The following is a 15,454-nucleotide window of genomic DNA, read 5'->3' as shown; positions in this document are numbered from 1 at the left end:
CTTGTGGCATCTAGAGGGTTCATTGAGCTTTTACGTCTAGCCGACTTAGCGCGTGCTCGCAAAAGCGGCCGCCGCGGCGGGCAGGAGTCTGATTGGCAAGGACTGGTTTTTGATATTGGCGGACAACGACTCATCGCCCCTATGGGCGAGGTGTCTGAGGTTTTGATGATGCCTGAGTATACAACCATGCCTCTGGTTAAGCCTTGGATGTTAGGGATTGCTAATATTCGTGGGCGCCTGCTGCCTTTGACTGATATGTCCAAATTTTTGCAGATACCAAGCATGCGCACGCAAATGAGCCAGCGCAAGGTACTTGTGATCGATCACGAGACCATGTTCTCAGGACTATTGGTCGATCAAGTGCTCGGTATTGAGCAGTTTAGTCAAGATCAGTACCGAGCAGAAGCCATTGATAGTCAGTCGCCTTTTGCGCCTTACAATCATGGCAAGTTTTATAAGGATGAGCAAGATTGGTTCATCTTTATGCCAAGCTTGCTAGCGCAAGATAAGCGCTATAGCGACGCTGCCATATAATAAGCTGTCATATAATAATAAATAAGATTATAGCGACTGATTGTGATACATCAGTACTCACGTAGACCTTTAGCTATCAAGCGCAATAATCTTGATGGGGACAAGGTCAGTCACGATAAGATTTTTGCGACTGTTTTAAAGGAATGAGCACGATGAGTAATATTACAAAAAGCCCAGCGATCGGGCCAAATAGATCTGTATCGGTACCTAAAGAGAGCGCCAACAAGTGGAAAGGGGTACTTGCGCTTTTGGCCTTGGTGAGCGTAGCCTGTTTATTTTGGCTTATAAGCTCGCTATCTTCGGTCAGTGAGTACGTGACTAACTTTAATCAATCAATAGTGATACCTGCGCTGATATTTGTGGTAGCGCTATTAGGTATTTTGTATGCTTTGTCGCAGATATTTGGACAGCGAGGCAGCTCTGAGCGTTTATTGATCGAAAAAGAGACACTGCGTAATCGTCAAGAAGCCGACGCGGAATCTGAGCGTGCCCGTCAAATCCAAGAAGAGAATGATCGTAACCAGATGGCCATTTTGCGCCTGCTTGATGAGTTAGGTGATTTGGCAGATGGTGACTTGACTGTGAATGCGACAGTATCAGAGGATTTTACTGGAGCGATTGCAGACTCTGTAAACTTTGCAATTGACCAACTTCGTCAGCTCGTCACAGCTATTAACAGCACCGCAGATCGGGTATCGCGCTCATCAGAGCAAACGCAGGTCAACGCCTTTGAGCTTGCCCGCGCCTCAGAAGATCAAGCACAAGAGATCGCAGGCGTATCAGCGTCGATTAGTGAGATGACGCTCTCTATTGATCAGGTATCTAATAACGCTGCTGAGTCAGCTGCCGTCGCCAAACGTTCTGTTGCTATTGCCTATAATGGTGCTGAGGTCGTACAGCGCTCTATCGATGGTATGAATGTCATTCGAGATCAGATTCAAGAGACCTCAAAGCGTATCAAACGCTTAGGCGAGTCCTCACAAGAGATTGGTGATATTGTCGGACTGATTAACGACATCGCTGATCAGACCAATGTGTTGGCATTGAACGCCGCTATTCAGGCTTCTATGGCTGGGGAAGCGGGGCGAGGCTTTGCGGTCGTCGCCGATGAGGTTCAGCGTCTCGCTGAGCGCTCAGCCAACGCCACCAAACAGATCGAAACTCTGGTTAAGACAATTCAGACAGATACTAGCGAAGCGGTTGTATCTATGGAATCAACGACATCAGAGGTGGTGCGCGGTGCGCGCCTAGCACAAGATGCTGGTGAGGCGCTTGAGGAAGTACAAAACGTATCTAGCACCTTGTCTGATCTTATTGAAAACATCTCAAATGCAGCGCAGCAGCAAGCAAGATCTGCGGGAAGTATCTCGCAAACTATGACGGTTATTCAAGACATCACCTCGCAAACCTCATCTGGTACGATGGCGACAGCGCGTTCAATCGGTGAGCTAAGCGAGATGGCATCAGCACTACAAGAGTCAGTTACTGGCTTTAAAATCTCAAATGACGATGAGCAAATAGACGACGCTCACTACAGTTTTTAATTAAAGCACAGAGCCTTTGATTAGAGCATAAAGTGTTTGATGAGAGCATAGAGTGTTTGATGAGAGCGTGCAGTTTTTGATAAAAGCGTAAGGGGGAGACCCTGCGTTATTTAGCATGTTGCGATTGACTTTATTTACAGTCAGTCTTTGGGCGTTTGGTAGTCCGCCAAAAAGACCAAAGCGCTCAATTTTGTGCCAGCAAACCAGTCGCTCCACCTATTGTAAAGTCACTAAATGACAATAATCAGTGCCCAAAAGAGTCAGGATTAACTTATGAAAAATAAGCCCAAGGATATGGTGACGCTTGAGTGGCTACTACCCTCTCTCAACCAGCAGCTCACACAAGTTGCTGAGGACTGGCAACTAGGTTCTGACAATACAAATCCTCAGCAGACCGTAGATCATTACCAAGAGATCATCGATGCGCTGACGATAGCAGACTTGCCTGTGTTGGTAGAGCTGGCTGACAAGCTTAGGTTGCTGATACAAGTAAGCGCTCATACATCACTGGCTGATAAAGACAGACGCACAGGAATGTTGTCGCATCAGTTATTGCAGCATGAGCTAATGGAGTATTTAGAAACAGGAAGCTATCACACCGAACTGCTGAGCGATACTGTAACCGAGCTGACGCGAATACTCGCTACTAATCAAACGACTCAAGACATCTCAGTTGCGAGCATGCAAGGCCTTGACTCTACTACCAATGATAGAGTTGCTATTAGTGACGCTGTGATCGATAACACTGCTACTGACAATATCGACGTTATGGACGCCACTAATGTTATGGACGCCACTAATGTTATGGACGTCACTGATATAGACAGCATTGACGCCTTATCCAAAGATCAATATCAGCAATTATTGTTCGCTTGGCGTCAGCAAGTACAGCAGCTACTTACTATCAATGAGAATCATCGGCCCATCCTAAAAATACTAAAAAAGGTTAGTCATTATTTAAAGCAAACTGCTACTAATGCTGAGCAAGAGCGTCTTTGGCACCTCACTACACTATGGCTCAGTGCTCTTGCACATAATCATATCCCTTTACCTGAACATTATGCCTCACTACTTGCATCATTAGAGCAAGTGATAGAGTCAATCCCAGCGCATAACAATGATGACACTTATCAAGACACTCAAGATACGCTTAAGACACTGACAAATACGATTTATACTGAGCTGTTGGCACTCAATGACATCGATGAGCAAACGCTTACGCTCAGTCACTCTTTGATGGATGAGTCATTTAACATCTTATCTCATACCCTAACTGAGCTTGAAACCGTTATATTTAATCTCGACAATCCTCAGACTGTGGCGTCTTCAATGCATCGTATCAGCATGCAGCTTGAGCATAGTGGACAGTCCGCTTACGCAGACCAAGCTCGCATTACCGCGCAGGATACCGAGCAAAGTATGTCATCAGAAGCAGGATTTGCATCGCAGCAGTGGCAGATTGAGCATCAGCTCCAGGAGCTATATAGTGATATCTATCGGACGCTAGACGATGATCAGGCAGCAGATGAGCAAATAGATAATGCTGCGCCAGAAACAACAGCACCTACCGATACAATAGAGTGGACAACGCTTGATCTAGACGATGATGACTTTGATGATACAGACAATACCTATGATGAGAGTAGCCCTGTTCATGCCCAAGCCTTAGATGACACTGATCATATTAGTTTGGATGATATTGATTTTGAAGACATTAATTTTGAAGGTATTGATTTTAAGAGCACTGATTTTGAAGGTATAGACAGTTTTGATAATCTGCCCAGCGATGATATAGATCTTGAGAAGCAGATGTCATTTGATGAGAACGAAGATGATCAAAAGCTTAATCTTAAAGCCAAAAGTTTTGATGTAGATAAAGACACGCACGATGCCTTTATTGAGAAATCAATGGAAGTCATCAGTGACCTGCAAGATTTTTTACCCGTTTGGGAACAAGATCCCCAAGACCCAACGGCTTTGACAGAGATTCATCGCGGCTTTTTTGTGTTAACGAGCTTAAGCCGTATGGTTGATGCTGTAAGCATTAGTGAGATGACAGCATCTATTGCGCACTTACTCAATGATCGCTTAGACAACGCTAAGCCTGTGCAAGAGGCAGTTGTGACTTTAGTGACTGAGGCGATAGCTCATTTGCCCGAAATGGTCAGTGATTTTAGTGACCCTCAAGATTCAAGCTTTGATGCCAGCGTTATAGTGGCTAATAGTCGTCACTTACTAGACAATACGACAGATGATTTGGACGCTAGTGCGACGAGCACTAACGCTATCGAAGTCGATAACGAGCTTTCAAATAGTGATGACATCAATGACCATTTTGATGTAGAAAACGTGCCTAGCAAACAACAGCCTGTTTTAGCAGTTGCAGATTTGCCTGCAGCGCTACTTCCCTTTATGCCAGACATTGGGCAATTACCCCTTGATGCCAACGATGCTGATCCAGACATCAAAGATATCTTTATAGAAGAGGCTGAAGAAGTCTTAGCTGAGATCTCGCCTTTGTTTGAAGAGTGGCAGCATAACTTGGACAATCTGACGCTTTTACAAGACATCCGCCGCGGCTTTCATACCCTAAAAGGCTCAGGGCGTATGGTTGGTGCCAACTATACCGCTGAGCTTGCTTGGTCTATAGAGAATATGCTTAATCGTATATTAGATGGCAATGTTGTGGCGTCAGCACCTATAAAGACGCTTATTAGCGACGTACTGACCGCGTATCCTGGCATGATGGATGTTTTTGCCGCAGGCACTCATAATTATCCAGCAGATGTGCCTTTGTGGATAGCGTGCGCCAATGCATACAGCCAGCAGCTTGGAGATGCGTTTGATTATAATTTGATAAGAGATAGCACTTCGATAAAAGACAGCTTTGATTTGGCTCAAGCTGAATCGATGACCTCTACCACTGGGTACAACGTAGACGTCGATAGTACGCTACAAACTATTTATTCTATTAATGAAGTAATGGCAGAAGCGCCAGTAGCAATGCCGCCGCAAAGCGAAGAAGAACAAGAGTTTTGTAAGATATTTATCGAAGAAGCAGAAGAGTTACTACAAGATATTAATGATTTTGTTATCTTGCACAAAGACGCCACTGAAGTTGACGTAAGTGACGATATTGTCCGCGCTTTTCATACCTTGCGAGCTGCCTCAGGATCTAGTGCTTTGACAGCTATTAGTGAAGTTGGTGCCACGATAGAAAAAAGCCTAGAGCAATTGCAGCAGCAAGACACGCCGATGAGTGCGCAGCATATTACAGCGCTAACCCAATCTGTGACTTTGATTGATGGGTATTTAAATAGTTATAAGCAGAGCATTAAGCCCCAAGCTTTGACGCCTGAGAATACCCAAAGCCAGCAAGATTTAGTCTCCTTGCAAGCAATGCTTGAAGAGGATACGGTCATAGCACCTGACAATCAGCTGAGCGTTGCCCAATTGTTAGAAGATGATATTGACTCTCTATTAGATGCCGAGTGGCAGCTCACTAAAGTGCTCAAAGCCGCAGATATAGAGCAGACTACAGCCTATATTACCAAGCAAAGAGCGCAAATTGAGCGCCTAAGTCAAAAGACTCAAGAGTCGCCAAAGTTCAGCGCGCTGCTTAGCGCTTTAGATAATGCCTACGCCTATCTGAGCGCTCATCCAGAGCAGGCCTTTGATACTGACAATCAAAGCATACTTCTAGACGGTCATGCCCAATTGGTCGATTTGTTTGATGCGTTAGCTGCTAGCATGTCTTTGAAGGTCGATGGTCAAGTTCTAGAGAACTTGAATAATCTGCTTGATGACAGTGCTGAGACGAGCAAGCTTATCAATAGACCCTTTGCAAATGAGCATGCTACAACCGACAGCTCTATGGACGATGATCATCGCCAGGCACAAAGCACTGATGTACAAAGCGACGATTCACGAAACGCTTATGCAGAAAGTATTGAGGCTCAAAGTGTTAAAACTCAAAGCGTTGAAGCTCAAAGTACTGATATGGCATCAGTCAAAAGCCGCCGTGATATAGAGACACAAAGCGAAGCTATCGATACCGACGCTGAACTATTAGAGATATTTTTGGAAGAAGCGCAACAGCTTGATGGCGCTATTGCGCAAGCCTTTGCTAAGTGGCGCATTGACATTGATGACTTTAGTGCCTTAAAAGAGTTGCAGCGCTACTTGCACACCATAAAAGGTGGCGCGCAGATGGCTGAGATCAAAAGTATTGCAGATCTGACGCACGAAATTGAGAGTATCTACGAAGGCTTTATAGAAGCAAAGATAGAGCCAACACTACAGTGGGTTGATATCATGCAAAGGGTGCAAGATGTCCTATCGCTACAGATCACCCATACTGTCAATTATCATGAGTCCTTTTTTGCCGCCTCTTTAACGACTCAGCTAAAGCAGCTGGCAACGTCAAAAGTCTTGCCAGAACAAGTTGAGCTGATACTACCTGTACCGAAACCACCTGCACCGAAACCACCTGCACCGACACCGATCACTACAGGGGTATCAGTAGAAGTACAGAATCCATCACAAGAGGATAAGCGTGTAAGTTTAGAGGACTTAATTAATAGCTCTTGGCCAAATGGCTTACCCGATAGCGATATCTTAGATGTATTCTTAGAAGAAGCTGAAGAGATTACCAATCGCAATCAGAATCTATTAGCACTGATAAGCGATGCTGATACAGTGGCTAATGTGCAAGTACTGCAGCGTGATTTGCATACGCTAAAAGGCGGCGCGCGTATGGTTGACGCCAGTGGTATCGCCGACCTTGCGCATGAAATGGAGACCGTCTATGAGTCCCTAGCAGACGGTCGTCGTCCCGCTACTGACACTATTAAAGCCCTGCTAGTCGCCTGTCATGATTGGTTAGCTGACGCTATAGCGATACTCAAGCAACAAGTCAATCCGTCAGCCCCCGTGTCTTTAATCAGCGCCTTACAGCAATTTATCAAAGATCCAAAGCAGCTAGTATCCATACCAAAAGAATCTTTGCAAGAACAGCGCCGCGCAATCATGGCAGCTCAAGCACCGCTACCATTACAAACAAAGCTGCAAACGTTAACCACTACAACTCTGCAAGAGGCATCGTCTACAGAGCTGCCTGCATATCAACCATCAGAGGCTTTAGCTCAAAGCTCAAATCAGCAGCAAATAACTCCTAATGGTCACGACATCAGTGTCATGCCTGATATGAGTGGTCAGTTCGCGCAGCAAGAGCAGCGAGCGGATAGCAATGAGATGATCCGAATATCAGGTGGCCTCATTGAGCACATGATTAACTTGTCGGGTGAGTCAGCGATTAACCGTGCTCGTATCGATATGGGTATGAGTAGCTTGACCGGTAGCATTGAGGAGATGGGAGTAACTGTACAGCGTCTCGCCGATCAGTTGCGCCGAATGGAGATTGAGCTTGAGGCGCAAATCCTATCACAGATTGATGAAGAGCTTATTAATCATGAAGGATTTGATCCGTTAGAGATGGACCAATATTCATCCTTAAATCAGTTGTCTAAGTCCTTAACGGAGTCTGCCTCTGATTTGATTGACATCAACAGCACCTTGCTTGAAAAGACGCGAGATAGCGAAAGTCTACTACTGCAGCTATCTCGGACACAAACAGAGCTACAAGATGGCTTGATGAACTCTAGAATGGTGCCGTTCACCCGTCTAAAACCTCGTCTTGAGCGTACAGTGCGTCAAACTGCCAATCAGCTTAACAAAAGAGTCGCTCTAACAATCAAAAACGCAGAAGGTGAAATAGACAGAACTATCCTCGAGCGTATCACCTCGCCTTTAGAGCATATGCTACGTAATGCTGTCGATCACGGTATTGAAGATGCCAAAATACGTGAGAACGCTGGCAAGAGTAGTGAGGGTAATATCTCACTAGAAGTTGTGCGAGAGGGTAGTGAGATCGTCATCATGCTAACAGATGATGGCAGCGGTATTGATGTTGAGGCGGTACGCAAAAAGGCAATCTCTCAAGGCTTGATTCAAGAGGGTGATACTAGCCTAACTGATGTCGATATTATGCAGTACATCTTTAATGCCGGCATCACTACCACCCAAAAAGTGACGCAAATATCAGGTCGCGGCGTGGGTATGGATGTCGTTATTAGTGAGATCCGACAGCTGGGCGGCTCGGTATCGGTGGCATCAGAGACTGGAGTAGGTTCACGCTTTACTATTCGCGTACCGCTGACGGTTGCGATATCCGATGCGCTGGTAGTTCGCGCCGCTGATCGCTACTACGCTATTCCTTTGGTACAGATTGAGCGTGTGGTCCGAGTCAATCCAGAAAAACTACAAGACTATTATCAGTCGGGCGCGGCAACGCTACAGATTGACGACACAGACTATAGGGTACGTTATCTCAATGAGATATTATCAGGTAACGCGCTCAATGATCTCACCGTTAGCACCAATGTCAGCTTACCGCTTATCATTATCAAAAACAGTAGCGGACAGAACATCGCGCTACAAGTTGATCAAATAGCAGGGTCTAGAATTGAAGTTGTGGTCAAGCCTCTAGGGCGTCAACTATCACACATACAAGGCGTGTCTGCGGCGACTATCATGGGTGATGGATCTGTTATGCTCATACTAGACCCCATCGCTTTGATGCGTAATGTATCGATGCTCGAGCCTACGCGCGTGCTACCTAAAGAGGTATCTAAACAGACACAAGTTCAACCGCACATCCTAATCGTAGATGATTCGGTGACCGTTCGTAAAGTCACTTCACGCTTTTTGGAGCGTCAAGAGTATACGGTCACCCTTGCTAAAGACGGCGTAGATGCGGTTGAGATATTACAAGAGACTTTGCCTGATCTAATCTTACTTGATATCGAGATGCCGCGTATGGATGGTTTTGAGGTTGCAACTCAAATCAGGCACAGCAAGCGCTTGCAACATATTCCAATCATTATGATCACCTCGCGTACTGGAGAAAAACATCGCACGCGTGCGCTTGAGATCGGCGTGAATGATTATATGGGTAAGCCTTTCCAAGAAAATGAGCTGCTTGGTAATATACAGCGCCTATTAGCTACCAAAAACAGTGTCACTTACGAAGGATAAATGTATCCTCAAATAATTTAACTATTGAGAGCGCTATATGAGCGAGATTGTAAAGCATTCTTTTGAAGCGGTCAGCTTACTGACGACCAGTAATGGCATGTTGGATGTGACTGTGATTGCAGCTGTTGATCAGCCTGATTGGATAGTGCCTACTAGCCTGATTTTGGACATAGAAGATAGCACTGAGCAAATAGGGACGCATGTCTGGCAACAACAGCAGCTTCCTGTTTTTCACCTATTCTTGCGCCCTCAGACGCCGAGCAAAATGATTGTAATAGAGGGCAATACCAGCGAGCAGCGCATTGCTCTACAAAGTGTAGATACGCCTCACGCCTTGCAAGTACGCATATCTGATGTCAAGGATGTTGATCTCCCTGAGCATTATGCAACCTCAATGTTTGATATTCAACAAAATGAATCTAATTCGATGCACAACATTGATGACGTGTCTGCTTTTTGGTATCAAGCAGTGATGATAGACAATATTGTTTATCTGATACCAGACGTAGATAAACTTGCTCATCATCTGATTGAAAGCTAAAAGTGCAGCCATAAAAAAGCCCTAAGTGTAATACTTAGGGCCTATTTATGGCTATCAAATCGTTATTTTTTGTGTTCAGGCAAACTGATATTCATCTCCAGTACATCAAGACTGTCTTCTGAGCGATGATTAATATTGACATCGTCAATCTGCACGCCATTGACGTACTTGTTGACTACCTCAAGTATTTCGCGTTTCATCTTTTCGATGCGATCAGCCGTCAAGCGGTTGTTTAGCCGATTTTCGCTGGCGACGATCACTTTTAGACGTTCAGTCGCCATATTCGCGCTGCCAGCATTGCTATCGTCAGTACCAAATAGGCTACTCCAAAATCCTTTTTTCTTACTCATTATTGACCTCCAAACCAGCGCTGTAATAGACTTTTCTTTTTCACATCAAGATGACGTATGGGACGCTCTTCACCTAAGAACCGAGCTACGATATCGTCATAACATTGACCCGCGACAGAGTCGGTATAATGGATAACAGGCTCACCGTGGTTGGACGCTTCTAGTACGGAGTGACTCTCAGGAATGACGCCGAGCAGTGGCACCTTTAAGATGTCGTTAGATATGGTATCAATGTCCATCATCTCATTAGCCGCTGCGCGCTCAGCATTGTAGCGCGTGATAATCAGATGCTCACGGATAGATCCATGACCCTCTTCAACCTTTTTGGTACGGCTTTGTAGGATACCGATAATGCGATCTGAGTCACGTACTGAGGAGATTTCAGGATTGGTCACGATGATAGCTTCATCAGCATGATACATCGCTAGCTGCGCGCCGCGTTCGATACCAGCAGGAGAGTCGCAAATAATATAATCAAATTGCTTTGAGAGCTCATCCATCACCTCGCTGACACCTTCATCTGTCAAAGCGTCTTTGTCACGCGTTTGACTGGCAGGCAAGATATATAAGTTCTCAAGTTTTTTGTCTTTGACGAGCGCTTGTGACAGGCGAGCATTACCACTAATCACATCAACAAAGTCATATACGATGCGGTTTTCACAGCCCATGATGAGATCTAGGTTACGCAGACCCACATCAAAGTCGATGACAACGGTCTTGTAACCGCGTAATGCCAAACCGGCAGCAAAAGAGGCACTGGTGGTGGTTTTGCCAACACCGCCTTTACCTGAAGTGATTACAACAATTTTTGCCACGATGGCACACTCCTATCTATCAATAAAATATTTATGAAATAAAATAACGCATTTGTGCTACATGTGCTATTTGCGAGGGCAAGCCTACCACACCTACCTATAAATTTATAGTTGACCTACAACAATCGACCTTTGATATTAGATAAGTATAAGACTCACATTAAACAGTTCTTAATCTATATAGATAGTGGCTGAGTTGTAGATATATAGTAGCGCAGTTTTGTTAAATAAACTTACTATATTATTAAGTGGTTTTTGCTAGCCTACTAGGTTCATGCTCAATACTCAAGTTTTAGAATATAGTCTAATATAAAAATTTAATATCGGCAGCTTATAAGTCAACGTTATGCTTTTTAGACCGTATCCATTAGCGTAAATACTAACCCCTGGTTTTCAACGAAGCGCACTTGTACCGGCTTGTCTATAAGATGCTCAGGTATGTTGTCACGTAAACAGTAAGTCCCTGCGACTGACACTAGAGAGGGGTTAAAGACCTGACAAAATATACGCGCGTCTTGATCACCCGTAGCACCAGCGACTAAGCGACCTTGGGCACGCGCGTAGACATGTAAGTTATTATCAGTAATCGCTTCAGCGCCGCTATTGACACTATTGGTTAAGATAAGATCGCCGCCGACGTGATTGAGACTCTGACCTGAGCGCAGTACTTGATCATAGATAAGACTAGCAATGTGCGCGTCACTTACCAAGGTTTGGGGCGCATCGGTAGATAACGTGGTTTGACTACTTTTATCCGTCCCCTCATTCACAGCTTCTTTAGGCTCTACAGCTGTTTCGCTGACCTGAGATGCCGCCTTTTTACTCGGTATAATGCGCTCGATACGCTTGCCATCTGCTGGGAATATAGCCATCTTTTGCGCGCGTGCTTGAGTCTCAAGAACGCCTTTTACTACCCCGATTGGCTGCAATCCCCAAGACCAGAGCATATCTACGAGCGCGGGCAAATCTTGTTCGATGTCACTATCGATAATCACAGGCGTATTGGTGTTTTTATTATCAATCGTCGCAGATAGCTGAGCATCAATAGCGCTTAGATCATTGGTATTGAGCTGAACGCGTGAAAAGGTGAGCATTTTGCCAAAAAAGGCCATAGCAGGGCTGTCGCTATCGGTGGCTAAAGGATTGCCGATGTCCGAGATTGTCATAATACTTATCCTCAAAATACTGCCATTACCATGCAGCTACTTAGAATCACTCTACAAATACTGCAGTATAACTATTTAGATAAAAGAGTGTGCCACTTTAGATAAAAGGACAGGCCACTTATCATCTAAGGTGTCCAAATCTGCTCATAAGTTTACCGTTTATCTTTTGATATTCATAGGGCGTGTTTACTATTTGGCACGCCTTTGACCCCATTACAGGTTTAACATATCTTTGTGCTTCCATTGCTGAACTTTTACTTGTGCCTCAAGCGCCGATAGACTGTCATTGATTATACTTGCGACCAAAACATCTAGCGCAGTATCATTGGCATCGATATGAGCGACGCTATGGGCGATAGTTGCCATCATATCATCGATACGCTGATCATCTAGCAGGCGCGCATTAAGTGCATAGACGACATTTTCACCGATACTCTGTCCGATATGTTGTAGCTGCGATTCAATCAGGCTACCGGCGATAGGTATCAGCCTAAGATAACGCCTGAGCTCTGGCGTATTGGCAAGCCCACTTTGAATGGCATCACCGACTTCATGAGCGATCAGCTCACCGCCCTCAGAGCCGCGTTTTAGCTTTTGTAACTGTGGCACCAGCTCGCGGCGCAGTAGCGATAAGATGACCGCTTCAATCTCTACGCGGTTACGGCTGATAGTCGAATCTATCATAGATTTTTGCGTTTTTGGATCAGTGAGCTGTTGACGATAATTGTCAATTGCGGTCAAGATGACTCGATCTGATAACTCCTCGAGTACTAAATCAATATAGAACTTGATACGTCTAAGCCAAGGCTGCGGTAGTACTTGATAGCCAAGCTGATGCAGGCGCCGACCGATCACGACTGCTCGGAACAAGCGCAGCGCACGCAGCTGCGGAAAACAGCCCAATACTTCATACCAATGTACAAAGGGGAAAAAAAACCAGCGGTAATAAACACGATCTTTGATCGCAATAGTCCAGCGCACGGTTAATTCAAAAATTAAAAACAGCGTAAAAAATCCACCTGCTGTACGCAGCGGATCATGTAGTACGTTTTGATACCAAGAAAGCGCCTCGCTAAGCATCAGCCAATTAGCAACATTGGCGCTAAAGTTACTCATCAATATCGCATCAATACTGATTAAGAACAAATCAATACCAATAGCAATAAGCATTAAAATGTCATAAGTCAGCTTTAAACGACTAGGCGCAGGACGTGTTGGCGGCTCAGGAGGAAGGGATCCGTCCTGCTTGGGGAGCGGTTTTGAGCGTTTGGGTAAATGAGTACTAGAGGCGGGCACAGTTATACCTTATATCAAGTAAAAAGCGCTTAGGATAGTCCAAAAGGCTTAAGCAATTATCTTAAAAACTATAGAGTGCTTTTGTCAGGCGTATTTTCAAATTCAGCTAACATCTCGCTGATAAGCTGATCCTTTTGTTGCCATATCTGCTCAACCCAATCAAACATTTGCACTTTGATAGCCTCATCCGTCTCGTAACGACCGTCTTTGATTGCAGTGGCTAGACCATCTGGTATATGAATATGGCGCACATCAACGCCTAAACGTTTAATATTCCCTTTCCACAAATCACTATAGGTCGGTATGCCGTCAGGATAGACGATAGTCATATCCAAAATACTGTCGATCTCATCACCCAGAGCACTAATAGCTAGTGCTAAGCCGCCAGCTCTTGGCTTTAGCAGATGAGTGTAAGGAGAGTTTTGGCTTTTATGTTTAGCAGAGGTAAAGCGCGTTCCCTCCAAATAATTGAGCAAAGTAAAGGGTTTGTCTTTTAGTAGAGCGCAGGCGCGTTTGGCCTCAATAATATCTTTACCTTTTAGTGCTGGGTTTTTTGCGATCTGCTCCTTTGAGTGACGACGCATCATCGGAAAGTCTAAAAAGTAAAAAGCCTGACCGATTACAGGGATATATATCAGCTCAAACTTAGTAAAAAATCGGGTGAGCGGTAAGCGCTTTTCACTGATGTACTGAACGATGCTCGTATCGACCCAAGATTGATGATTGCTGACGAGCAGATATTTGCCTTGAGTATTGACGTCATCAGGCAAGTTAATACGCCAGTCTTTACGCGGCAGAATATTATCAATTAGCGCATTATTACTATTGATCCAGTAGTTGGTGACTTTGATGACGGTATCATCTGCAATAGCTGAGCCTGTAATGGTTTTGGCAGCGCCCATGATCCACACTGGAGGACCTGCTGCTATACTGTTAGCCGTAATGACACCCGTCGCTGTGGCGAGAGAAACAACCTTACCAAGTTTAGGCGTACGCTTATGCACCTTTTGTATCAGTGATGACAGTTGCATGATTATGTCCTTGTAATCGCTATTTTAATTGTTGTTGCAATCGCTATTATAGGCGCTATAACAAAATATTTTAGCAGATAAATAAAAGCTTATGACCCAAAATAGTTGTGAATGACTCTAAGCTTAAGCTCAAAATTAAGATGATTATGACGTATAGTTCTGCATTTTGCATACATAGAGGTGACAAAATATTACACATAGATAGGTTGCGATTGCCATAATAATATCAAGTGTGAATAGCACCCAATAAGACAAAGGCAATTATTCTTGCCAAGAAAACAAATTTATTGAAAACTCCATTTGATTGAATAGAGGAAATTATTATGCGTAACCAATTAATGATTGTCGCCGTAGCATCTGGCCTAGCCCTTAGTGGTTGTACTACTGATCCTAACACAGGACAACAGCGTTTAAACAAAGCCGCTTTGGGTGGTTTGGTTGGTGCAGCTGGTGGTGCCACAATCTCAAAAGCAACTGGTGGCGACAAAACAGGTCGTGATGCCGCTATTGGTGCCGCTTTGGGTGCAGGCGTGGGCTACTACATGGAGCGTCAAGCGCGCCAGTTAGAGCAGCAAATGGCAGGTACAGGCGTAACGGTTGAGCAAAACCCAACGACAGGTAATATTGATTTGGTTATGCCAGGTAACATCACTTTTGCTTTTGATGATGCCAGCTTAGCCCCTTCGTTTAGACCTACTCTTGACAAACTAGCGTCAACGATGAGTCAGTATAACCAGACTACTGTGACTATTGCAGGTCATACTGATAGCCGTGGTGATGCGTCTTACAACACGCGTCTATCAAGAGATCGTGCTTACTCAGTAGCGAACTACTTGACTGCTCGCGGCGTAGCATCTAACCGTGTAAACGTTGTCGCTTATGGCGAGTCACGTCCTATCGCTGACAACAACACTGACTATGGTCGTCAGCAAAACCGCCGTGTTGAGCTAACCATCAACTCACCACAAAGCATTAACTAAGATTTAATATCTATAGTTTAAGCTAAAAAAAGCCAGCTCAATGAACTGACCCCCATAAGTTGGACACCACTTATGGGGGTTATTTTATGCGTTACGATCTAG

General features: G+C 44.7%; 9 protein-coding genes and 1 pseudogene. 5 read left to right on the top strand and 5 right to left on the bottom strand.

The window, feature by feature from the left end; translation table 11 throughout:
* Nucleotides 1-3 precede the first annotated feature (3 nt).
* The 4 genes and pseudogenes from ACTXGE_RS08865 to ACTXGE_RS08850 all read left to right on the top strand — a co-directional run bounded on the left by ACTXGE_RS08865 (nt 4) and on the right by ACTXGE_RS08850 (nt 9,714).
* Nucleotides 4-534, top strand: a complete 531-nt coding sequence (locus ACTXGE_RS08865; protein ID WP_435949622.1) for a chemotaxis protein CheW — start codon at nt 4-6, stop codon at nt 532-534.
* A 500-nt stretch (nt 535-1,034) separates the two neighbouring features.
* Nucleotides 1,035-2,078 (top strand): annotated as a pseudogene (locus tag ACTXGE_RS08860) (methyl-accepting chemotaxis protein); the annotation flags it as partial.
* Nucleotides 2,079-2,351: 273 nt separating this feature from the next.
* Nucleotides 2,352-9,173: an Hpt domain-containing protein gene (locus tag ACTXGE_RS08855; RefSeq protein WP_443543130.1), complete on the top strand. Its 6,822-nt coding sequence runs from the start codon at nt 2,352-2,354 to the stop codon at nt 9,171-9,173.
* A gap of 37 nt (nt 9,174-9,210) precedes the next feature.
* Complete coding sequence (locus ACTXGE_RS08850; protein WP_443543128.1) at nt 9,211-9,714, top strand: hypothetical protein; 504 nt, start codon at nt 9,211-9,213, stop codon at nt 9,712-9,714.
* Nucleotides 9,715-9,776: 62 nt separating this feature from the next.
* On the opposite strand, the gene minE is transcribed toward ACTXGE_RS08850, so the two are convergent.
* The 5 genes from minE to ACTXGE_RS08825 all read right to left on the bottom strand — a co-directional run bounded on the left by minE (nt 9,777) and on the right by ACTXGE_RS08825 (nt 14,372).
* Nucleotides 9,777-10,064, bottom strand: coding sequence for a cell division topological specificity factor MinE (gene minE, locus ACTXGE_RS08845; RefSeq protein WP_317199176.1), 288 nt, complete (start codon nt 10,062-10,064; stop codon nt 9,777-9,779).
* Nucleotides 10,064-10,879 (bottom strand): septum site-determining protein MinD, encoded by an 816-nt coding sequence (gene minD, locus ACTXGE_RS08840; protein ID WP_317199175.1) that lies wholly within the window; start codon nt 10,877-10,879, stop codon nt 10,064-10,066. The genes minE and minD overlap by 1 nt, the downstream gene beginning before the upstream one ends.
* A gap of 353 nt (nt 10,880-11,232) precedes the next feature.
* Complete coding sequence (gene minC / locus ACTXGE_RS08835) at nt 11,233-12,045, bottom strand: septum site-determining protein MinC (protein WP_435949618.1); 813 nt, start codon at nt 12,043-12,045, stop codon at nt 11,233-11,235.
* Between the two features lie 213 nt (nt 12,046-12,258).
* Nucleotides 12,259-13,341, bottom strand: coding sequence for a hypothetical protein (locus ACTXGE_RS08830; RefSeq protein ID WP_443543125.1), 1,083 nt, complete (start codon nt 13,339-13,341; stop codon nt 12,259-12,261).
* Between the two features lie 68 nt (nt 13,342-13,409).
* On the bottom strand, nt 13,410-14,372 hold the full coding sequence (locus ACTXGE_RS08825) for an acyltransferase (protein WP_317199172.1): 963 nt from the start codon (nt 14,370-14,372) through the stop codon (nt 13,410-13,412).
* Nucleotides 14,373-14,695: 323 nt separating this feature from the next.
* On the opposite strand from ACTXGE_RS08825, the gene ACTXGE_RS08820 reads away from it, so the two are divergent.
* Nucleotides 14,696-15,352, top strand: a complete 657-nt coding sequence (locus tag ACTXGE_RS08820; protein WP_317199171.1) for an OmpA family protein — start codon at nt 14,696-14,698, stop codon at nt 15,350-15,352.
* Nucleotides 15,353-15,454 lie beyond the last annotated feature (102 nt).

The organism is Psychrobacter sp. T6-4, from assembly GCF_052258425.1.
GTDB lineage: Bacteria > Pseudomonadota > Gammaproteobacteria > Pseudomonadales > Moraxellaceae > Psychrobacter.
The sequence above is the reverse complement of the archived record's forward strand: the minus strand, read 5'-3'. Positions and strand labels throughout refer to the sequence as shown.

Excerpts from the sequence above, each read along its gene's own strand:
- ACTXGE_RS08855 (WP_443543130.1), top strand. The coding sequence starts at position 2,352 with ATGAAAAATAAGCCCAAGGATATGGTGACGCTTGAGTGGCTACTACCC.
- ACTXGE_RS08850 (WP_443543128.1), top strand. The coding sequence starts at position 9,211 with ATGAGCGAGATTGTAAAGCATTCTTTTGAAGCGGTCAGCTTACTGACG.
- minE (WP_317199176.1), bottom strand. The coding sequence starts at position 10,064 with ATGAGTAAGAAAAAAGGATTTTGGAGTAGCCTATTTGGTACTGACGAT.
- minC (WP_435949618.1), bottom strand. The coding sequence starts at position 12,045 with ATGACAATCTCGGACATCGGCAATCCTTTAGCCACCGATAGCGACAGC.
- ACTXGE_RS08825 (WP_317199172.1), bottom strand. The coding sequence starts at position 14,372 with ATGCAACTGTCATCACTGATACAAAAGGTGCATAAGCGTACGCCTAAA.
- ACTXGE_RS08820 (WP_317199171.1), top strand. The coding sequence starts at position 14,696 with ATGCGTAACCAATTAATGATTGTCGCCGTAGCATCTGGCCTAGCCCTT.